Annotated in this window: 19 protein-coding genes, 1 tRNA gene and 1 pseudogene; 11 read left to right on the plus strand and 10 right to left on the minus strand. The window is 47.4% G+C overall.

The annotated features are described in order from the left end of the window. A pseudogene (locus ABNS04_RS07200) lies at nt 1-852 on the minus strand (hypothetical protein); the annotation flags it as partial. A gap of 313 nt (nt 853-1,165) precedes the next feature. Further along, entirely contained in the window at nt 1,166-1,360 is a 195-nt protein-coding gene (locus ABNS04_RS07205) for an AlpA family transcriptional regulator (protein WP_348671275.1), read from the minus strand. Nucleotides 1,361-1,603: 243 nt separating this feature from the next. Here ABNS04_RS07205 and ABNS04_RS07210 point away from each other — a divergent pair, with 243 nt between their 5' ends. Together ABNS04_RS07210 and ABNS04_RS07215 are read left to right on the plus strand one after the other, a co-directional pair. Beyond that, the gene (locus ABNS04_RS07210; RefSeq protein ID WP_348671276.1) at nt 1,604-1,795 is read left to right on the plus strand and encodes a hypothetical protein; all 192 of its coding nucleotides are present in this window, start codon (nt 1,604-1,606) and stop codon (nt 1,793-1,795) included. An 11-nt stretch (nt 1,796-1,806) separates the two neighbouring features. After that, nucleotides 1,807-2,139, plus strand: a complete 333-nt coding sequence (locus ABNS04_RS07215) for a LytTR family DNA-binding domain-containing protein (protein WP_348671277.1) — start codon at nt 1,807-1,809, stop codon at nt 2,137-2,139. A 93-nt stretch (nt 2,140-2,232) separates the two neighbouring features. On the opposite strand, the gene ABNS04_RS07220 is transcribed toward ABNS04_RS07215, so the two are convergent. The 5 genes from ABNS04_RS07220 to ABNS04_RS07240 all read right to left on the minus strand — a co-directional run bounded on the left by ABNS04_RS07220 (nt 2,233) and on the right by ABNS04_RS07240 (nt 7,582). Continuing rightward, nucleotides 2,233-3,374 (minus strand): IS3 family transposase gene (locus tag ABNS04_RS07220; protein WP_116287519.1). Its coding sequence is split into 2 segments (ribosomal slippage): nt 2,233-3,134 and nt 3,134-3,374, totalling 1,143 coding nucleotides; the frame shifts between segments, so codons are not numbered across the junction. 151 nt (nt 3,375-3,525) lie between these two features. After that, nucleotides 3,526-3,601: transfer RNA gene (locus ABNS04_RS07225), tRNA-Phe, on the minus strand. 90 nt (nt 3,602-3,691) lie between these two features. Continuing rightward, nucleotides 3,692-5,602, minus strand: a complete 1,911-nt coding sequence (gene speA / locus ABNS04_RS07230; RefSeq protein ID WP_006956197.1) for a biosynthetic arginine decarboxylase — start codon at nt 5,600-5,602, stop codon at nt 3,692-3,694. Nucleotides 5,603-5,606: 4 nt separating this feature from the next. After that, nucleotides 5,607-6,521, minus strand: a complete 915-nt coding sequence (gene speB / locus ABNS04_RS07235; RefSeq protein ID WP_272977470.1) for an agmatinase — start codon at nt 6,519-6,521, stop codon at nt 5,607-5,609. A 17-nt stretch (nt 6,522-6,538) separates the two neighbouring features. Further along, entirely contained in the window at nt 6,539-7,582 is a 1,044-nt protein-coding gene (locus ABNS04_RS07240) for an ATP-dependent 6-phosphofructokinase (protein WP_071464053.1), read from the minus strand. A 72-nt stretch (nt 7,583-7,654) separates the two neighbouring features. Here ABNS04_RS07240 and ABNS04_RS07245 point away from each other — a divergent pair, with 72 nt between their 5' ends. After that, entirely contained in the window at nt 7,655-8,722 is a 1,068-nt protein-coding gene (locus ABNS04_RS07245) for an Ldh family oxidoreductase (RefSeq protein WP_006956194.1), read from the plus strand. Here ABNS04_RS07245 and pdxH read toward each other — a convergent pair. The 3 genes from pdxH to ABNS04_RS07260 are packed head-to-tail and all read right to left on the minus strand — an operon-like array spanning nt 8,719 to nt 12,590. Next, entirely contained in the window at nt 8,719-9,360 is a 642-nt protein-coding gene (gene pdxH, locus ABNS04_RS07250) for a pyridoxamine 5'-phosphate oxidase (protein WP_006956193.1), read from the minus strand. The genes ABNS04_RS07245 and pdxH overlap by 4 nt on opposite strands. Before the next feature lie 13 nt (nt 9,361-9,373). Then, nucleotides 9,374-10,921 carry a response regulator gene (locus ABNS04_RS07255; RefSeq protein ID WP_006956192.1) on the minus strand — a complete coding sequence of 516 codons (1,548 nt, stop codon included), beginning with the start codon at nt 10,919-10,921 and terminating at the stop codon, nt 9,374-9,376. Then, nucleotides 10,914-12,590, minus strand: coding sequence for an amidohydrolase (locus ABNS04_RS07260; protein ID WP_006956191.1), 1,677 nt, complete (start codon nt 12,588-12,590; stop codon nt 10,914-10,916). Before ABNS04_RS07260 ends, ABNS04_RS07255 begins: the two co-directional genes overlap by 8 nt. Before the next feature lie 200 nt (nt 12,591-12,790). On the opposite strand from ABNS04_RS07260, the gene ABNS04_RS07265 reads away from it, so the two are divergent. The 8 genes from ABNS04_RS07265 to fliG all read left to right on the plus strand — a co-directional run bounded on the left by ABNS04_RS07265 (nt 12,791) and on the right by fliG (nt 21,103). Continuing rightward, the gene (locus tag ABNS04_RS07265) at nt 12,791-13,414 is read left to right on the plus strand and encodes a response regulator transcription factor (RefSeq protein WP_006956190.1); all 624 of its coding nucleotides are present in this window, start codon (nt 12,791-12,793) and stop codon (nt 13,412-13,414) included. Nucleotides 13,415-13,420: 6 nt separating this feature from the next. Further along, on the plus strand, nt 13,421-13,951 hold the full coding sequence (locus ABNS04_RS07270; RefSeq protein WP_272977471.1) for a DUF1285 domain-containing protein: 531 nt from the start codon (nt 13,421-13,423) through the stop codon (nt 13,949-13,951). 29 nt (nt 13,952-13,980) lie between these two features. Then, on the plus strand, nt 13,981-15,426 hold the full coding sequence (locus ABNS04_RS07275; protein ID WP_272977480.1) for a sigma-54 dependent transcriptional regulator: 1,446 nt from the start codon (nt 13,981-13,983) through the stop codon (nt 15,424-15,426). Between the two features lie 101 nt (nt 15,427-15,527). Next, on the plus strand, nt 15,528-16,526 hold the full coding sequence (locus ABNS04_RS07280) for a PAS domain-containing sensor histidine kinase (RefSeq protein ID WP_272977472.1): 999 nt from the start codon (nt 15,528-15,530) through the stop codon (nt 16,524-16,526). Further along, nucleotides 16,519-17,904, plus strand: a complete 1,386-nt coding sequence (locus ABNS04_RS07285; RefSeq protein ID WP_272977473.1) for a sigma-54 dependent transcriptional regulator — start codon at nt 16,519-16,521, stop codon at nt 17,902-17,904. The genes ABNS04_RS07280 and ABNS04_RS07285 overlap by 8 nt, the downstream gene beginning before the upstream one ends. Before the next feature lie 88 nt (nt 17,905-17,992). Further along, nucleotides 17,993-18,328 (plus strand): flagellar hook-basal body complex protein FliE, encoded by a 336-nt coding sequence (gene fliE / locus ABNS04_RS07290; RefSeq protein WP_006956185.1) that lies wholly within the window; start codon nt 17,993-17,995, stop codon nt 18,326-18,328. Between the two features lie 23 nt (nt 18,329-18,351). Continuing rightward, nucleotides 18,352-20,064, plus strand: coding sequence for a flagellar basal-body MS-ring/collar protein FliF (fliF, locus tag ABNS04_RS07295; protein ID WP_006956184.1), 1,713 nt, complete (start codon nt 18,352-18,354; stop codon nt 20,062-20,064). Continuing rightward, the gene (gene fliG, locus ABNS04_RS07300; protein ID WP_006956183.1) at nt 20,057-21,103 is read left to right on the plus strand and encodes a flagellar motor switch protein FliG; all 1,047 of its coding nucleotides are present in this window, start codon (nt 20,057-20,059) and stop codon (nt 21,101-21,103) included. Before fliF ends, fliG begins: the two co-directional genes overlap by 8 nt. Nucleotides 21,104-21,121 lie beyond the last annotated feature (18 nt).

Below are 21,121 nucleotides of genomic sequence, written 5' to 3' on the forward strand. Positions count from 1 at the left end.
ATAAATAAGAGCAACGTCGTCAGGCTTAACATCTTTAGATTCAACAATTGTTTCTCCAACCCTTTTCCAGCTTACCGAACCATGTAATTTAAAGAGCTTGAAAACTCCTTCGACGAATTCGTGATTATCATCGTCTCGCTTAACAACGTCGTAATCAAAATATTTACCATTAAATTGCCTTAATCTCGAATAGGAAAAACCGTCAACGATCATCATGCCTAAATTCGAAGCAGCTGTTTCGTAGCAAATATCATAATTAGTGGTGAAGACATTTAACCGGGGATCCCTTACTCTCCGTCTCGCCAACTTCTGTAGTAGTGTTTGATATGGTGATATATCTGAACTCTCTTCATCTAAAAAATAGGTGCATTCATCGACTATTGTCTCTTTAACGTCCCTAACATAATCGACTACTCGTGAATCATCGTTGAACTGAAGATATGCTTCGCACTGAGATAAAAAGTGCTCAATATTCGGGTTCTTAATATTCTGGTAATTAACCTGGTTCAGAACGTAGTCTGCCTCTTGATGAAGCACGCCGTAATCTTCCTCGTCTGGCTGCGCATCTGGATCTACCCACATAGACCTTTTCCAAAGATCCGACATGCTTGGCCCTCCGACTTCTCCAAGTGAAGCTCCACTTCCGGAAAAAAAAGTTACGTTTGGTAGCTTGAGAGCAGATGATAAGATGTTTTGTACATGTTGCTTCGACTCTTTAATCTCATCCAAAGCCTTATCGTCAATGCTTTGGGTGTCATTGAGTAATTTAAAGCAGCTTTCACTTAAACTCCGCCAAGTCTTAGTGTCTAGGTCAAAAAAAGCTAGCTCACCACTGATATCTGCATCATGCATTAGTTATCTCTTTTTCTTATTAGAAGTTTTGTTAGCGCTGTTATCCATTTGTATTTTGAATATCAACTGAACAAACCCATCACTGTATAGTAGGGGTGACCAACACTTCCACGATAGCTTTTCGCGATAATTTAAAGGAAGCGTTTAACGAGTAGTTCTAGTATTAACAGTACACCATGTCGTTTGCTATATAGCATTTAAGTAATGGTCATTATGCCATGGATAAATATGATGTCACTTCTGGTTGGATAATTGCTGACTGCGTTAATATCGGTCGCAAGCTAACAAGTAACTCACGACCTTGGTTTGGCTATTACTCGTCCTCTTCCGCATCACGCTCAGCAATGCACTGCATAATCCAGTCTTCAATCTCATCCGCTACCCAAGCTACTGCTCGACCACCCAAAGATACCGGTTTCGGGAATTGTCCTTTAGCCATGTACTTGTAGATAGTAGGGCGGGCCAGGCTGGTTACGTGCATGACTTCTTTAACTTTCATTAGTTTCATAGTGTTTCTCCTCTTAGTGTCAGAGGATGATGTAGGGCTGTAATTTTTTAGATTGGGGACTAATAACAGACTAGAAATTTGCTTTAACAAGCTCAGCGATCAATAGCTTCTGCGCTTTGGCGACCCTGTTTAGAGGACGTAGGCGTTTGTTGACGTTGATTAGCAAAGGAAAATAAATGAAACCTATATCACCTAATGGCAGTTAGCGCTGCAGTTAATTAACTGTTAATTAGGAGAACACTTATGTCGAATGTAACGGTGGTAGACACCAAGTCAGAACTAGAGGTGGCTATCGAAAAGCAGAACAAGACAATTATTGTAAAAAGCGTATCACCTGCAGATGATGTGAAAACAGTAAAGTCGCCATTAGCCGATGCTTTTGGATTGGCTGGTGGTAATGGCATCGATACATACCTAGTTATGGAGAGGAACTAGGTATGGGGTGCATGAAACGAAATATTATTGCTGTTAAGACGCGCCCTTGTGAGGTTCGCTTTATTTCTGTTGCGTCAATCGAGCGTGTGGAAGCGTTTGGTAATTACGTGAAGATCTACTTTGGCAATGAGCGAGTGCTGCATCGAGCAACGTTGTCGAATATGGAAGAAATATTGGACGATAGGTTCATTCGCATACACCGAAGCCATATCGTAAAGCATGATCATCTACGAAAGCTTCTATCAGAGCTGGGGCGATACCAGGAAGTCGAGTTAACAGACGAAACAGTGCTTCCGCTTGGTGGCAACTATAAGCGGCAGCTAATGCTCGAATTTGGTTTGTAGCGGGTAAGCCCAGGGTGCGTCTACCCTGGGCTTATTTTTTGTCTTGGATGTCGGTGTGACAGTGTAGCGCCGCAGAAGGGTTCTACCCCGTTTCTACGGACGGTTTAAAACGTTTGTAAACTTCCTGTCTTGATTCGCTACTCTACGTCGCATTCTTGGATTATGAAACCGCTCGATGTAAAAAAATATATCGGCACGAGCTTCGTCTCTGGTTCGGTATTTCCGGTGGTTCACGCGCTCGCGTTTGAGCATACCGAAAAAGCCTTCACAAGCCGCATTATCGGCACAATGTCCGACAGCACTCATGCTCCCCAATAAGTCGTTGTTTTTTAAGTACCGTTGATAATCGCCGCTGGTAAATTGCGTTCCACGATCCGAATGCAGTATTGCCTGTGTCGCCTCAGGACGTTGCCAGACTGCCATCTCCACCGCTCTCAGCACCATTTTTCTATCCTGCCGGTGGTGCATTGACCAGCCGACAACGACATGGTTAAACAGATCCAGCACAACACACAGATAAAGTTTTCCTTCGTCCGTTTTCACTTCGGTTATGTCAGTTACCCACTTGGTATTCGGCTCAAGGGCTTTGAAGTCTCGTCCCAGGTGGTTTTTAATACCATCCGGGCGCTGAGATGGTGTTTTGCGACCACGCCCTTTTTTGCGCGGCCAACCTTGTAACCCATGCAATGCCATTAATCGCGCAACGCGATTAAGACTGACCGTTTCCTTTTCTTCTTTAAGATCTTCATGCATGCGCGGCGCACCAATAATACCGCCGCTATCTTCATGGATCTCTTTAATACGCGTCAGCAATCGTTCATTATCAACGGCACGACGCGACGGTTGGCGATTTACCCAGTCATAATAGCCGCTGGCTGAGACTTTCATACAACGGCACATTAAGCGTATCGGAAACTGTTCGCGACAACGTTCGATCGCCTGATATCTCAGGACGACTCTTTTGCGAAGAACGTTGCCGCTTCGCGCAAAAAATCACGCTCCTTTTTTATCCGGGCCAACTCGCGCTTAAGCCGAGCAACCTCTTCGTCGCGTGGCGTGCCTGAGCCTTTGTGAGCACTACCAGGAGCCTCTTCTAACTCGCGTTTCCATCGGGACAGCATATTTGGGTTAACACCAATTTCCAGTGCAACCTGTCGACAACTGACTCCGGGCTGTCGAGTCTGCTCAACGGCTTCTCGTTTAAATTCAGTACTGTATTTTCTTCGTTTGGTCATGAACACTCCTTATGGGCACATTATGCCTCTTTATGGATGTGTCCGTAAAATCTGGGTAGAACCCAAAGGACTACAAAAGACCAAAGTTACGATCAAGTCTTTGATTATTAAGGAGTTAAAGTACTAATAAGGACCACTAAGGAGGGGGAAGTGGTGCCCGGAGGCGGAATCGAACCACCGACACGAGGATTTTCAATCCTCTGCTCTACCGACTGAGCTATCCGGGCGACGAGGCGTATTAAACGTTTTTTTCGTCTCCGAGTCAACCGCTTTTCTTAGGTTTTTTACCGTTTGGTCAGTAAATCACCATTTTGCGGTTAATCTACACGCAAATAGGTGCTACCCGCCAAACATTTCTCGTAAAAGTTAGTCCACCGTACGCCTTCACGAGGCTGCAGGTGACCTTTACGTACTTGACGATCGATATGCTTTTTAACCGTTTTAGCCATATATTCGGTGTTGTATTGCATCGTCGTCAGTACTTTTTCTGCTGATGTACCCGGTACAACTTCCTCAATATAGAAATCACCCGGCTCATCGTCGTGGCAATAAACGTGCACTTCGGTTAAACGGCCAAACAAGTTGTGCATATCACCCATAACATCCTGATACGCGCCGGTTAAGAATAAGCCTACATGGTAGTTCTCATTCTTCTTCAGCTTATGCATCGGGATGTTTTCGCGAATTTCTGTGCCTTCAATGTACTTGCTTAGCTTACCGTCACTGTCGCAGGTAATATCAGCAATAGAGCAACGCACTTCGGGTTTTTCGTCAAGGCGCGAGATAGGCACAATCGGCAGTACTTGACCAATCGCCCAGGTGTCCGCAGCTGACTGGAAAATCGAGAAGTTACACAGGTACTGACTCGCCAACATATCTTCAAGCTCATCCAGCTCTTGAATGAAAGCACTTTCCTCATCAAGGCCGGTGTGGATATCGGCGAGAATACGCCAATACATGGTGTCGAGCTTTGCCATCTCTTTCAGCGAGAGAATGCCGAGCTTAAATGCCTCGTATGCGCTTTGCTTGTAACCTGCCGCATCGTTATAGCGCTCTTGAGGGTGATATTGTGCACCGTTAATAAACAGGTCACGCATGTTCTTGACCAGAATGTGCTCGTCTTCAGTTGCGCTCAAATCAAAGTCAGTGCCTGAAGGGTTTACTTCGCCGACAATGTTCGAGACCACACAGCTGTGGTGCGCAGTCATGGCGCGACCACTCTCACTCACGATGTTAGGGTGAGGGACGTTCTCGAGGTCACAGACCTGTTTAATGCCCCATACCACGTCGGCAACATATTCCTCGGTTGAGTAGTTACGCGATGAGTCGGTGGTAGAACTGGTGCCGTCGTAATCGATACCTAAGCCGCCACCGATGTCTAAGTACTCAAGTTCAACGCCTTCTTGCACCAATTTGGCGTACAAACGCGCTCCCTCAGATACCGCTTCTTTAATTTTGCGAATATCCGAGAGCTGACTGCCGATATGAAAGTGCAATAACTTCGCGCAATGCAGCATGTCTTCTTCGCGCAAACGCTCAATGGCATTAAGAATTTCGGCAATACTCAGACCAAACTTAGCGCGGTCCCCACTTGAACCCGCCCATTTACCTGAGCTACGCACCATCATTTTCGAGCGTAAGCCAATCATTGGCTCCACACCGAGCTGCTTTGCAAGCGGGATCAGCATTTCAAGTTCGCTGAACTTCTCGACTACGATGATCATTTTACGCTTGAGTTGACGTCCAAGCAGAGCCAATGTCAAATAGTCTTTATCTTTATAGCCATTTAATACCGTCAGCGCTTCAGGGTTGTCATTATATGCCATGACCGCCATGAGTTCCGGTTTAGAGCCCGCCTCTAAACCGTAGTTATAGGGCTCGCCGGCATCCATGATCTCTTCGACCACTTCACGCATCTGGTTCACTTTTATGGGAAACACACCGCAGTACTGACCGTTGTACTCGGCTTCCTCGATACATTTGTTGAACGTCTCGTTAATGATCTCAACTTGTGAGCGCAAGATGTCATGAAAGCGGATAACTGCGGGCAGCTCGATGCCTTCGGCAATAATTTCATCTACGACTTCGCGCATATCGATGGTAATGTCGGGTAACCGGTGGTTAGGCGCGATTTTGATATTACCGTTCTCACCAATGGAGAAATAGCCCGCCCCCCAACGATTAACGCCGTAAAGTTCTTCAGCTTGGTCGATAGTCCAATCTGCCATCGGCTTATGCTCCTGCTTGCTCTAGTGTTAACAATACTTCGCGGACGATTTTTGCCGCGAATACATCTGAGTTGCCTGTTGGGTCGATTTTAGGAGATAACTCAACAATATCTGCACCAATGAAATTTTTCTCACGCAGGATCTTCATCAAACTGACGAATGAATGAAAGTCCTCTCCGCCCGGTTCTGGTGTGCCTGTACCGGGCATAAATGCGGGGTCGAAGTAGTCGAGATCCAGCGTAAGGTAGATAGGGCGGTCGCCAGCTATCTCCTGTACCGATGTCAGAAAGTCCTGCCGCGATTTACGGATCGTGCCTTGTTGATTCATCCAGGTATATTCATCACGAGTGCCTGAGCGAATACCATATTGAATAAGCTGGTGTTCAGGGCCGAAATGATCGACCACGCGGCGAATTATCGACGCGTGTGAAAAGTGATAACCTAAAAAGCCATCACGCAAATCGGCGTGCGCATCAAGGTGTAACAACACCATATTGGGGTATTGTTTGAGATGCTTAACGATAGGCGCGTACGAAATCGAATGCTCACCCCCTAAGGTAATGAGCTTGGTTTGGGTCGCGGCTAAATCCAGCGGCTCAAAAATCTGGTTAAAGTCATTATTGGCATGATGCCACTGTGCCTCAACGTCATCGTCAAAACCTAAAAGTAAGTTGCCGAGGTCAAAAAACTCGTAATCTTCCAGATCGGCATCCAGGTAGGGAGAATACGACTCGATATCTTCAGACACCGAGCGAAGGCCATCCGGACCTTCTTTGGTCCCTTTACGAAAACATGCGGTGCCATCAAAGCCGAAGCCAATGATGTGAATACTGCCAGGATGGATCGAAAATGAACGCTCGGCGCCAAAAAAGGGACGCACGGGATCATTGGTCGCCACTGGAAGTGAAATTTCTGACATGGGCACAATACCTTACTCTACGCTTTGTCGACCGTAGCTTTATGACGATCTTTTTTGATCGGGTTAAAACACTTGGTCTGTATATCTATCAATTCTTGGCTCAGCACTTTGCGCTTGACCCAAGTGTCTTCGAGCGGTGTGGTAACCAGCTCGTTCTTCTCAATGCCGGCCATAACGCCGGTAATTCCTTCTTGTACCAGTTGTACGGCATAAACGCCTAAACGGGTCGCCAAGATACGATCCATAGCCGTTGGACGTCCACCACGTTGCACGTGACCAAGCAGACAAGGACGACACGGAAAGTTGAGTCGATCCTCCAGTTGCTCGGCTAAGCGCACCGCGCCGCCAGGCCATTGGTTTTCGCACAACACCATCACGTAACTGGAGTCACCACGCACACGGTTCACGCCTTCGACATGTTTAACCAAGGCATCGATGGTGAGCGGTTTATCCTTTTGCAACTCGGGCAAAATCATACGCTCTGCACCGCTTGCCATGGCACTGCTAATTGCAATGTAACCCGCGTTACGGCCCATAACCTCAACAATAAATACCCGATCCATGGCCTCTGCGGTGTCACGGATTTTATCAAGCGCATCCATCGCGGTTTCTACTGCTGTATCGTAGCCAATCGTGTTGTCAGTTCCGAAGAGGTCGTTGTCGATGGTGCCGGGGATGCCAATAATAGGACCTTGCCAAAATTTAGCAAGATGATTTGCGCCTCTAAATGAACCGTCGCCACCAATGACAATAAATGCATCTACATTTTGCGCATCTAGGTTACGCGCAGCCTCTATTCCACCCTCATCGGTTTTAAAGCGTTCGCTACGCGCACTTTTAATGATGGTGCCAGAATATTGCAATATATGTTCAACTTCATCGCGACCGAGTTTCATATAGTCATTATTTAGCAAGCCTTCATATCCATGACGAAAACCTACAACGTCTATTCCATCATGCTCGGCAGCTAATACCACTGCACGTAGTGCTGCATTCATACCCGGGGCGTCGCCACCGCTGGTAATTACGGCTATGCGTTCAATCAATCGACTAGATGACACCTGTTATACTCCTTGCTATGGTCATTGGTGTAAGCTTACCGTTAGTAGTGTCGCTGACCAAGAGGAAATTTGATGAGCGAGCGTGATTGTCTGTTTGATTACAACGAATTGTTAGCGTGGGCCGATGAGTGTCTGCAGTCTGCTGGAGCGTCGGGCGAAGTTGCTCGCCACGTTGCCTACTATTTACTCGAGGGTGACTTATTGGGCTACAGTACCCATGGTTTGATTCGGTTACTGAATAATTGTCAGTGGTTGGAGCGTGGTGAGAGTCAGCCCAAAGGACAACCACAAGTGCTGCAACAGCGTGCCGCTGTCGCCAATTGGGATGCTCAACGTTTACCGGGTCCTTATGTGATGCCGATGGCAATTAACGAAGCCATTCAGATGGCGAAGCAGGCGGGCACGGGCACCATCACCGTTCGTCGTAGTCAACATATCGCGTCTTTGGCTGCTTATTTAAGCCTAGCAACAGAGCAGGGCATGATGGTCAGTTTAATGTGCTCGACCCCAGGTCAACGCGCCGTCGCTCCGTTTGGTGCTAAACAAGCGGTGTATTCGCCTAATCCGTTCGCTGTAGGTGTGCCGAGCTCTGGCGATCCTATCTTATTGGACATCAGTTTATCGATGACGGCCGCGGGCAAGGTACGTCAGGCAAAAGCCAATCAGCAAAAGCTGCCTTATAACGCATTGGTCACAGCTCAGGGTGAATGGACCGATGATCCTGAGACGTTTTTCTCAGAACCGGGTAGTGCGATTGGTCCATTGGGTGGTGAGCTGTTGGGCTATAAAGGTTATGGCTTAACGCTATTTAGTGAACTGTGGACGATGGCGCTGGCGCATTATGGTCGGAATCAAGGTAAAGATGAGGGCGATGCCAACTGTGTTTGGGTTCAAGTTATTGATCCTTCGGCGTTTGGCGAGCAAAAAGCATTTATTACTCAGGTGGATGAGTTAATTCGTGACACCTTGGCGGCAAAACCGATTGCTGCTGACAACCCCGTACGCATCCCCGGTCATCAAGCGCTGGCGCGCAAGCGCCAACAGCTTGAGAAAGGTGTACGTTATGCGCCCGCTACACTCAAAGTATTGCGTAAGTGCGCTGAGTTTTGTCAGCAGCCGTTACCGACAGCACTCAGTTAAGGCTGTAATCGCTGCACGCTCCAATTATCTGCGCTTTCTAAGCGGTAGATAAACCGGTCGTGCAGGCGATGTTCGCCACCTTGCCAAAACTCAACCTCGCTCGGCACGATGCGGTAACCGCCCCAGTGTTGTGGACGCGGTACTTGCTTGCCTTGATACTGCTCAAGCTGCTCTTGATAGTAACGTACAAGCTCATCACGACTGCCAATCGGCTGACTTTGATTAGAAATCAATGCGGCTACCTGGCTTTCGAACGGGCGTGAATAAAAGTATTCGTCGTTTTCCTGTTCGCTTAAAGGCTCGGCGTTACCACGAAAGTGCACTTGGCGATCGAGTGCAAGCCAAGCAAAGTGGCACGATACCTTGGGGTTGAGTGCGATATCCTTACCTTTATGACTTTGCTTATTGGTAAAGAAGCGTAGCCCCGACTCGTCAAAGCCTTTGAGCAAAACGATACGCTGACTCGGATGCCCTTGGCTGTCTACCGTGGCAACAGTCATCGCCGTTGGATCGCTGTTGAGACCACACTCGACGGCATTGTTTAGCCAGCTCTCGAACAGCTGAAACGGTGTGTTGGGCACATCAGACTCAGTTAAATGGCCAATGTTGTAATCGCGTCGAATGGATTGAAGATCCATAATACCCTCGTGGTTAGATGATATCCGAATAACGTTGTCTTATCTTTTCCATCGCATCAATATGATCGATCATAATACCGACGAGTTCTGGATCAAAGAATTCGCCGGAGTGCAGCGTCAAATAATCGATTGCGGCGCCCGTATCCTGCGCATCGCGATATGAGCGTTGAGTGCGCAGTGCGTCATACTGACTGGTGATGGACAGAATTCGCGCATTGATATCAATCGCTTTCGCTTTTTTACGACTGGGAAAACCCAACCCATCCCAACGCTCATGAATATCTTGCGCAATACGGGCTGCGATTTGTGCAATTTCGGTATCGGTCTGGCTTAGATAGTCATGACCTTTGATCACATTACTCATGATTTCTTCGTAATCGTGAATCGATAGGGCATCGGCACTTTGAGCCAATTCCATTTGTACGGAGACTTTACCGATATCGTACACTGACGCCGCTTGCTTCAGCTTTTCTGCGTCTTCGCTGGTGGCGCCGGTGGCAATTAATAGTTGCCCAGCCATTTCCGCTGAGCGCTTCACATGATGACTAATATTATCGACCGACCGCTTTTCGATGGCCTCGCCTACGGAGTAGAGCAGCTCGCGCTGAGCTTCTCGCTCGGTCTCTCTCAAGTTAAGGTTATCAATTGCGATAGAGCTATTATTCACAAACAGCCCCAGTAAGTTTTGATCAAGCTCAGACAAATCTCGAACATCTTTGATGACGAGTAAATATTGTCGACCGCCCGTCGTTTTATAGAGCCCATAGTAATCGTTATTATGAATTCTAAATACCACCGAGCGCTGAAGGTTTTGCAGCTCGGTCACTAACGACCAGTCAATATCTTGTGTGACCGCCTGACCAACGGCTTGGGCGTAGTCGCCGGTGCCTCCGATAATTTCAAACTCTTGGTTGTCAAGGGTCTTAGCGGTAAGACCATGGGTGCGACAATACATGGCATCATCAGAGTGAGTAATCAGTGCGACCAATTGTTCTAAAATACCCTGACACAAGGCATGCATCGATTGGGCGCTGAACACTTCAGCTGATGCATTGATGACCTTTTCTAAACCGCGCTTATTACGTTCAATGGCATTCAGATCACGGTATGCGCGCAGACAGGAGTACATTAAAGTGACGAGCTTACGATAGGTCAGCTCGGTTTTTTCTTTGTAGTCGTCTATGTCGTAGCGAGCAATGACATCCTCTTCGGGCGCTTGGCCCGGTTGTCCCGTGCGCAATACGATACGAATCAGTCGATTCTGTAACTCTTGGCGGATCCAACGTGCGACATCAAGTCCCGCATGGTCTGTTTCCATGACGACATCCAATAGCGTCATCGCGATGGCTGTATTATTGGATAAAAACTGTTTGGCTTCCTCACCAGAATAAACTGAGTGAAACTTTAATGGACGTCCGTCGAGTTTAAAATCAGCAAGCGCCATTTTGGTAATAGTGTGAATTTCCTCGTCATCGTCGACGATAAGGATTTCATAAGGAGGTGCCGTGTTTAGCACCTCTTCTTCAGGTTCGTCCTCGGAGAATAAAAAGTCATCATTCATTTGAATATACCTGCTCACCTGCTACAAAGGTTTGCTCGACGTCCACTCGCCAAATGTCTTTTGCATCAATCGCAAAAGGGTCTCGGTCGAGTACGATAAAATCAGCCCATTTGCCGGGTTCAATTGAGCCTAACGTGCTTTCTTGCCAACCCGCGTACGCCGCGTCAATCGTAAACGCTCGCAATGCTTGCTCGAGCGACATTGACTCTTCGGCATGCCAGCCACCAGCAGGCATGTTTTGGCGATCTTGACGGGTTACGGCTGCATGTAAGCCATAAAATGGGTTCGCAAGCTCAACAGGGAAGTCGGAGCCTGCGGCAATAATCGTACCTTGCTCGAGTAAGGTATGCCAGGCATACGCTCCCTTCATCCGTGCTTTACCTAAGCGGTCTTCAGCCATGTTTTTGTCGCTTGTTGCGTGCGTGGGCTGCATCGAGGCGATGATATTCAAATCCTTAAAGCGCTGTAGGTCGTCTACATTGACGATTTGTGCGTGCTCAATGCGATTACGTAAATTGCGCCCGCCAAGCGTCTGATAAAACTCAGCGAAAGCGTCGAGTGCAATGCGGTTGGCGCGGTCACCAATGGCATGTGTGTTTATTTGAAAGCCAAACGGAATAATCAGTTGATACAGCTTGCGAATATTGTCTACCGAGGTAACGAGTAGCCCGTGATTATCATGGTCATCACTGTATGGCTTAAGTAATGCCGCGCCGCGACTTCCTAGTGCACCGTCAGCGTATATTTTGACGCTACGAATAAAGAGTTTGTCGTCATCGGTGCGGTAGGGGCCTTCAGCTAATAATTGAGGAAGTTGCGGTTCGGTCGCTGCAATCATTGGATAAACGCGCATGGGCATCTCACCCTGATGTTGCATACCTTTATAAATTGATAGGTCAACCGCCGGTACGCCGGCATCATGTACGGAGGTTATGCCGAGCGATAGCAAATGGTTGAATGCCAGTTGGAAGGCTTGCTTTTTCTCACTGGCTGTTGGCTCTGGGATAAGCGGCTCAACTAAGTTGACGGCATTATCGATGAGCACGCCCGTTGGGTTACCTTGCGCGTCTTTGATGATTTGACCGCCATCTGGTGAGACTGTCTCACTGGTAATACCGGCGACTTCGAGTGCTTTTGAGTTGAGCCATGCCGCATGACCATCAACACGGGTCAAATAAACGGGGCGATCAGCGACGAACTCATCAAGCTGCTTGGCGGTTGGAAAACGTTTACTGGGCCAGTTTTCTTGGTTCCAGCCACGCCCTTTTATCCATTGAAGGTCGCGGTGCTGCTGAGCATAGTCGTTGACTGCATTAACGGCGTCGGATGCTGATTCACTTGTACGCAAATCAACTTGCAATAAACTTAGACCCAAGCCCAACACATGACCGTGGGCATCAATCAAGCCAGGAAATACCGTTTTACCTTGTAAGTCGACACGCGTGAAATCGGGAAATTGTTGTGCAAGCTCGGCATCGCCCATCGCGATAAACTTACCATTACGCACCGCAAAAGCACTGAACTGTGCTAGTTGTGCATCTTGTCCAGCAGGGCTTGTTAGCGTATATCCATTAACATTTGTATAAACTGTCTGTGCATTAATTGAGGTAGTAAACAGCGCACTAAGTACTAACGAACTGGTCAAAATTAAACGGCGAAATGGCTTCATAAAAAATCCCTATAAATGAGCAATAGAGTTACTATACAAGGTTTTCACGTTAATACACAAAGGACAAACATCTTAACGATGTTGATTTTATTAACAAAAATTTTCGTGACAGATATAAATTTCCTTAAGAACTTGCTCTGAGCTTGAATTCGGGTATGCTAAAAGTTAAATAGATAAGGATTTTCAACGAGAGAAACTAGATGAAGATATTAATTATTGATCCTTCGTTCTTCATGCGTTCAGGACTCATACAATTGTTGACGAACTATGCAACGCAGCCAGCAATTTACGAGGCTGATTCGTTCACGGTTGCAGAAAACTACCTAAAAGCGGATGAATTTAATATTATCTTTGTTGAGATGGAATTACCTGATGAGGAAATTCGTCCTGCTTTGCAGCGTTTGAAGCGTTTGGCGCCTTCAGCGCATTTAGTGCTGTTTACTAAAGCTAAAGCGGTTGGCGATGTGCGCCAAGTTATGGCCGCGGGAGTACGGAGTTATTTACCTAAAGATGCCTCAGCGGAGCAAGCCAAAATGGCGATTCGGGGCCTGCTCAACGGTGACCGTTACTTACCGGATGACCCGAACCTTAATGAACCTCGTAATAAAAGCAGTGGTGCTGAAAGCTTCCTTTCGCCACGTCAGCTTGAAATCATGCAGTTATTGGCGCAAGGTTTATCTAACAAGGAGATTGCTAATATATTAGGCATCACTGAGGGTACTATTCGTGTTCACCTCTCAGCAATCTTCAAAGCGATCAAGGTGTCTAATCGCACTGAAGCCACCTTGTGGTATTTACTCAGACAGAAGAAACTTGTTGATTAATTGCCTATGTCTCTGAACGATTTAGCTAAACAGCTCGAGTCGTATCGTCACGCCCCTACTGAAAAATGGGATCCGCCCTACTGTGGCGAGATTCCGATGCTTATTGATGAACATGGTCAGTGGTTATACCAAGGTTCGCCTATTAGTCGCACCGCACTGGTGAAATTATTTGCATCAGTGTTGGTGTGTGAGTCGGGCGAATATTTTCTTGTAACGCCTGCTGAAAAAGTGAAAATTGCGGTTGCAGATGCGCCGTTTATGATCGTCGATTGGAAATTCTACGATTATGAAGGTGAGACAGTAATTCAAGTTGTAACCAATATTGATGAGCGATATATTTTGAACGAGCAACTGTTAAGTTTTGTTAAGGATGGAGTGCCGTACTTTGAACTCCCGACAGGTTTAACAGCAAAAGTTCATCGCAATGTATTTTATCAGTGGGTAGAAATTGCACAGCAACGCGAACTACCCGATGTAACAGAATTATTTCTTCATAGTGCCGGTCAAGACTTTGTAATCGGTCGGTTGGCAAACTAAAGGGTTAGCGCGTGGTAAACTCCTCTACGATGGATTCTCGGGTTATTTATGTACTCGAGTCGAATACGGAGCGTAAAAAGCAGTTACAGACAGTGCTCGACTTCATGGGCGAGCTCGTAGAGTGCCAAACCCAGTGGCTGGGGGATGAGCAATTAGACAATGCTTTATGCATCATCGCAGGCGACTGCGTTGATGATCTTGAAGCTTTGGCTTGTGACTATCCTAATGTTCCTTTTATTAGTGCAACTGAGCGTCATGCGAATGCGGTTCGACGTGCGAATGTCGTGGGTGAAATATCGCAAGCATTAACCTACGATGAACTGTCGCATTTGATTCGCTACTGTCAAGCATACCATCGCCACCTTCCAAGCCAGCGAGGCTACCACGGTAAGAATACCGATCCTTTAGAAAGGAAATTGGTTGGCCAAAGCCACGATATCCGAGAAATTCGTAAGCTCATTCAACAGGTCGCAGGAAGTGAGGCGAATGTTCTAGTATTAGGTGAGTCGGGTACGGGTAAAGAGGTTGTCGCTCGTGGGATACACCAGCTTTCGCGTCGTGCCAAAGGACCTTTTGTTCCCGTGAACTGTGGAGCCATTCCCCCCGATTTACTTGAAAGTGAGTTGTTTGGTCACGAAAAAGGCGCCTTTACTGGGGCTATTGGTGTGCGTAAAGGGCGTTTCGAGCTGGCACAGGGCGGTACGTTATTCCTAGATGAAATCGGTGATATGCCGCTACCAATGCAGGTCAAATTGCTACGCGTATTACAAGAGCGCGTATTTGAACGCATTGGCAGCAGTAAGAGTATCTCGGCCGATGTACGGGTTGTTGCTGCTACTCATCGCCAGCTTGATACTATGATTGCCGATGGGCGATTCCGTGAGGATCTTTACTATCGCTTGAATGTCTTCCCTATTGAAATGCCGGCATTGCGAGAACGTGCAGAAGATGTGCCGCTCTTACTTCGTGAGATTGCCGAGCGGTTTAAGGAAGAACGTGGTATTAGTGTGCGTTTGACCGAACGTGCATTACAGTCGCTGGAAGCGCACCCATGGCCTGGCAATGTGCGCGAATTAGCGAACTTAATTGAGCGACTGTCAATTACACACCCCAATCAATGGGTCGACGTAAACGATCTACCGCATAAGTATCGGCATATCGACGCTGAGGATTTAACACCTGAATATCCGGAAGAATTGTTGGAGCGAGATGCGCTGAATGCGATTTTCTCGGAGCAAGACGAAGAAGGTGATGAAGATTCAAGCGAACTTCCCAGTTTGGACGTAACTGGGTCGGCAGAAATCCCTGAGTCGGGCTTAAACCTTAAGGATATGCTAGCTGAAATCGAAGTAGAAATGATAAAACAAGCGCTTGACCGTGCCGATGGGGTTGTCGCAAAGGCCGCCGACCTACTCAGTATGCGGCGCACTACGTTAGTCGAAAAAATGAAAAAATATGACATCACGAAAGTATGATGTTGATATTTTGACGCTTCTAACATGTTGAATTAAAAAGAAAATAATAGGCATGCCTTTTGCATTATTAGTGTAAGGAATTTTTCAGGATGCACTAATTTATGCAATCGAACTACGCTCTCATTGATGCGATGCCTAACGCGGTCATTTTAGTCAATGGTCAAGGTATCGTTGATTACTGTAATCCAAGCAGTATTCAGCTCATCGGGACCGATTTAAACGGTGAGCTATGGCGCGATTGTGTCGCGCGCACCTTTACTCCCAAAGCCGATGACTGGCACGAGGTTTCGTTGCATAATGGGCGGCGAGTACGTGTCGATATTTCGAGTCTACCAGAGCAGCCAGGGCAGCTTGTGGTGCTTACCGATCTTACTGAGACGCGTGACTTACAAGCCCAGCTCGCGCACTTACAACGCCTGTCTTCCATGGGGCGCATGGTCGCTTCCCTTGCACATCAAATACGTACGCCTTTGGCGACAGCGCTTCTTTATTCAGAGCATTTATCTTCAAATAACCTAACCGAGGATCAGCGTTGTCAGTTTAGTCGCAAGCTAAAAACACGCCTACATGACCTAGAGCACCACGTTAACGATATGCTGCTATTCGCTAAAAGCGGTCAACAAAGCACGCTAGCTGACGTTGATGCAGATGACTTGGTGAATCATATCAAGCAAAGTGTCGAAGCATACGCAGCGCAACGTAGGGTAGCCATTCGATGGCAAGATGATGATGAGGGTACGGCTCTGCGTATTAACCAAACAGCCGTAGCAGGAGCGATTCAAAATTTGATCACTAACGCGATTGACGCCAGTCAACAAGGGCAGTCAGTCGTTGTCGAAACCGAATCGAGCGAAGGTTTTTGGAGTTGCTCTGTTCGTGATACTGGCGTTGGTATCGACGAGGCGATGAAACAACGTTTATTTACGCCATTTGCCACCAACAAAACCCACGGCACAGGATTGGGATTGGCAGTCGTTGACATGGTCACGAAAGCGCATAATGGCCGTATCGAGTGGCAGTCGGAAAAGGGCTGTGGAAGCGAATTCAGGATAGTGCTCCCCATCGTTCAACACGCGAATCTGGAGGTGCGTTATGGTTAGTCCAATTATTCTGATTGTTGAGGATGACGCCGCGTTACGAGAGGCTATTACAGACACGCTTGAATTGGCGCACTACCAATGTTTGCATGCCGATAACGGTGAATCAGCATTATTGCAGCTTAAGAAGCATCGCATTGACTTGGTCGTCAGCGACGTACAAATGCCAGGTATGAACGGTTTGCAATTACTCAGAAATATTAAACATCTGAAGATCGATGTACCCGTTGTGATGATGACCGCGTATGCAAAAGTTGACGATGCTGTTGTAGCGATGCGCGAGGGAGCTGTCGACTACCTCAGTAAACCGTTTTCGATAGACGAACTGACCCAACTTGTGCAACGTCATGCACCCATCGAGCCAGCAGCAGGACATGGTGTGGTAGCAAAGGATAGCGCGAGTTTGGCGCTATTAGAGTTAGCTAAAAAAGTGGCTCGAACGGAGGCTACGGTGTTGATCACCGGTCCGAGTGGAACGGGCAAAGAAGTATTGGCGCGTTATATCCACCAACAATCCAAACGAGATAAGGAACCCTTCGTTGCGGTTAATTGTGCAGCGATCCCTGAAACGATGCTGGAATCACTTTTGTTCGGCTATGAAAAAGGTGCATTTACCGGCGCGACTCAGTCTTCACCCGGTAAGTTTGAACTGGCACAAGGCGGCACATTGTTGCTTGACGAAGTGACCGAAATGGATATCGCCTTGCAAGCAAAATTGTTACGTGTGATTCAAGAGCGTCAGGTTGAACGGTTAGGCGCACGCCAAGCGATTCGCCTTGATGTTCGCATCATAGCGACCTCTAATCGGGATATTAAAGCCGCTGTGGCGGAAGGGATCTTCCGCGAAGATCTCATGTATCGACTCAACGTGTTCCCCCTAAGGTGGCTTCCTCTCGCGGAGCGAACTGAGGATATCGGACCGTTAGCTGAAGCGTTAATTGCGCGGCACCGTCAACGTTTAGGTATTCGAGAAGCGGTGACGTTGTCGGACGAGGCGCTTCAACACCTAAAGCAATATGCATGGCCGGGGAATGTCAGAGAACTTGAAAATGTTGTTCAACGAGCCTTAGTTCTCCAACAAGGTGGCAAAATACGACCCAGTGATTTGATGCTAGACGATGCGTTGATGGACCATGTCCTGCCCGAGCAAGTTTCTCAGGATAGTCAGGTACTTGCTTCACAACCTGAGCATGAAAATCTCGACAATGAACCTGCCGAGGAACTGGGCGAATCATTGTTCATGCAAGAGTATCGAATTATCAAGCAAGCGTTGGCGCGCCATCATGGCAAGCGTAAACCGGTTGCTGAAGAACTAGGAATATCGCCCCGAACACTGCGCTATAAACTTGCAAAGATTAGAGATAACGGACTGAGTGTCTAATTAACCCACCTTATAAAGCAGAGTTGGCATTCTACTTGCATCGTCATAGGCAACACGTTAAGTCGTAAGTTTTTTGACGGAGAAAGAAATGAAAGTAGATGCCAACGCAGCCTATCAACAATGGCGCGAGCTCACAACGCAATCTGCCAACCTCGACAAGCCGCAGAACGATAATGCGCTGAAAGTCGAAAATTCAGCAAACGCTGATTTTTCAAACTTGTTAAAAATGGCCGTAGATAACGTCAACGAGCTACAACAGACTTCGGGTGATTTAAAAACGCGCATGGAACTGGGCGATCCCAATGTCACGCTCGAACAAACCATGATCGCGAGTCAAAAAGCGAGTATTGCTTTTGAAGCAACGGTGCAAGTGCGCAATAAGATGGTAGAAGCGTACAAAGAAATCATGTCAATGCCGGTATAACCGAATTAGTTGGAGAATGAGCTGTGGCTGAATCAACAGATTTGATGGTAACAGAAGGCGCGGGTAACAGCGCTGCTGACGCAAGCGGGCAGTCAGGAGAAAAGCAAAGCATCGTCGATAAGTTGGCGAACTTTGATATGTTGCGCCAAGTCGTCGTAATTTTGGCGCTTGCCATCTGTGTGGCCATCGCTATTTTCATTATGCTTTGGGCACAAGAGTCGACTTTCCGTCCTCTTGCAAAAATGGAAACAGAACAGCTCGTTGGTACTTTAGATTATCTCGACGCAAACAATATCGAATATAAAGTCGACGGTAATGTGGTATCGGTTCCTGAGGAGAACTACGATGCGGTTAAACTTCAGTTAACGCGTGCCGGTGTGGATTACGGTCAATCGGAAAGCAACGGCTCCGATATTTTAATGAGTGAGCCTGGTTTTGGCGTGAGTCAACGACTCGAGCGTGAACGTTTGATCCACTCCCGGGAAATTCAGTTAGCACGAGCAATTGAAGAAATGCGCGCAGTATCGGCCGCCCGTGTGCTGTTGGCCGTGCCTAAAGAAAACGTATTTGCACGTCGCGAGAAACAACCTAAAGCATCTGTGATGCTTAACGTGAAAGGTAATCAGTCACTGAGTGAGGAAGAAATCGCCTCTATTGTCGATATGGTTGCGTCGTCCGTCACGAGTTTAGAAACTTCACAAGTCACTGTCACCGATCAAAACGGTCGGCTTTTGAACTCAGGTTCGCAAAGCGCATTGGCCGCCACGAATAGCCGTGAGTATCAGTTAGAGCGTAAACGCGAAGAAGAATACCTGAATAAAATTGACAGCATTTTGATTCCGGTATTGGGATATGACAATTACACTGCGCAGGTCGATGTCACAATGGATTTTACGCAGTCGGAAAAAACACAACGGCTATACAACCCAGACATGCCAGCCATTCGTAGCGAAATGACGGTGGAGAACCGCAGCGCCGGTACAGCCGTCGGTGGTATTCCTGGTGCACTCAGTAATCAGCCCCCATTAGAATCAAATATTCCCGAACAGGCCACAGGTGCGGGTAGTCAGCGTGATGCGACCGGGAGTATGCATCGTGAAGCGACACGTAACTATGAGTTGGACAATACCGTTAGCTATACGCGCAGTCAGAGCGGGACAATTGAGCGGTTGAGCGTGTCGGTTGCGGTGAATCAACCGATGACAACCAATGCGGATGGCGAGCAGGTGCCTCAACCCGCCTCACCCGAACAGTTAGCGAATATTCGTCGGTTATTACAAGGTGGTATTGGCTTTGACCTCAGTCGAGGTGATACGATTGAAGTTGTATCGGTTCCGTTCGCGCAGCTACCTGATTTGGGCGCGGGTGAAACAGCAATGTGGGATGAACCTTGGTTTTGGCGTGCCGCTCGTTTAGTGATGGGAGGCCTGGTCATTCTGGTACTCATTCTTGCTGTTGTCCGTCCAATGTTGAAGAAACTTATTAACCCAACTCAAGAATTGGAAGACGATGCTCACTCAATGCTCGAAGACGATGAGATGATGGGCGATGAAACTATCGACTTGCTATCGTCGCAATTTGATGAGAGCTCTGTTGGTTTTGGACCTGATGGGAGTTTACAACTTCCTGATTTACATAAAGATGAAGACTTGCTGAAAGCAGTACGGGCATTGGTTGCAAATGAGCCTGAACTCTCTTCACAAGTAGTAAAAGCGTGGTTAAACGAAGATGCCTAATACAGATATTCGCACCAAACGCAGTGAAACTGAATTTGACGTAACGCAACTTGAAGGCGTGGAAAAGGCTGCAATTTTATTGCTGAGCCTATCTGAGGAAGACGCCGCGCAAATTCTAAAACACCTAGAGCCGAAGCAGGTACAGAAAGTGGGCACGGCAATGGCGAGCCTTGAAGATTTTAATCAAGACAAAGTTAATGCCGTACACAACTTGTTCCTAGATGAGATCCAGAAATTTACAAACATTGGCTTCAAGAGTGAAGAGTTTGTGCGTAAGGCGCTGACCTCAGCACTGGGCGAGGACAAAGCAGGCAACCTGATAGAACAGATCGTTATGGGCGGTGGTGCCAAAGGCCTCGACTCGCTGAAATGGATGGACTCAAAACAAGTGGCGACGATCATTCGTAATGAACACCCGCAGATTCAAACTATCGTGCTGTCCTATCTTGATGCTGAGCAAAGTGCCGAGATTATGGCTCAGTTCCCAGAAAAAGTGCGATTAGACCTGATGATGCGCATTGCTAACTTAGAAGAAGTTCAGCCAGCGGCACTGCAAGAATTGAATGAAATCATGGAAAAACAATTTGCTGGTCAAGCGGGTGCGCAGGCGGCGAAGATGGGTGGTTTGAAAGCTGCTGCCAATATTATGAACTACCTCGATACCAATATCGAAGGTCAGTTAATGGATGCGATACGCGAGCAAGACGAAGAAATGAGTCAGCAAATTCAAGATCTGATGTTTGTCTTCGAAAACTTAGTCGATGTCGACGACCGCGGTATTCAAACGTTGCTGCGTGAAGTCGACGGCGATACCTTACAGAAAGCCCTTAAGGGGGCTGATGACTCGGTCAAAGAAAAAATCTTCAAAAATATGTCGAAGCGTGCAGGTGACCTCTTGCGAGATGATTTAGAGGCGATGGGGCCTGTACGAATTAGTGATGTCGAGGCTGCACAAAAAGACATTCTTGCAGTCGCCCGTCGCTTGGCCGACGCCGGAGAAATTATGCTTGGCGGCGGTGGTGGTGATGAGTTTTTATAAGACAGTAGCTAGGAACCT

It is taken from the genome of uncultured Idiomarina sp., assembly GCF_964010655.1.
Taxonomy (GTDB): domain Bacteria; phylum Pseudomonadota; class Gammaproteobacteria; order Enterobacterales; family Alteromonadaceae; genus Idiomarina; species Idiomarina baltica.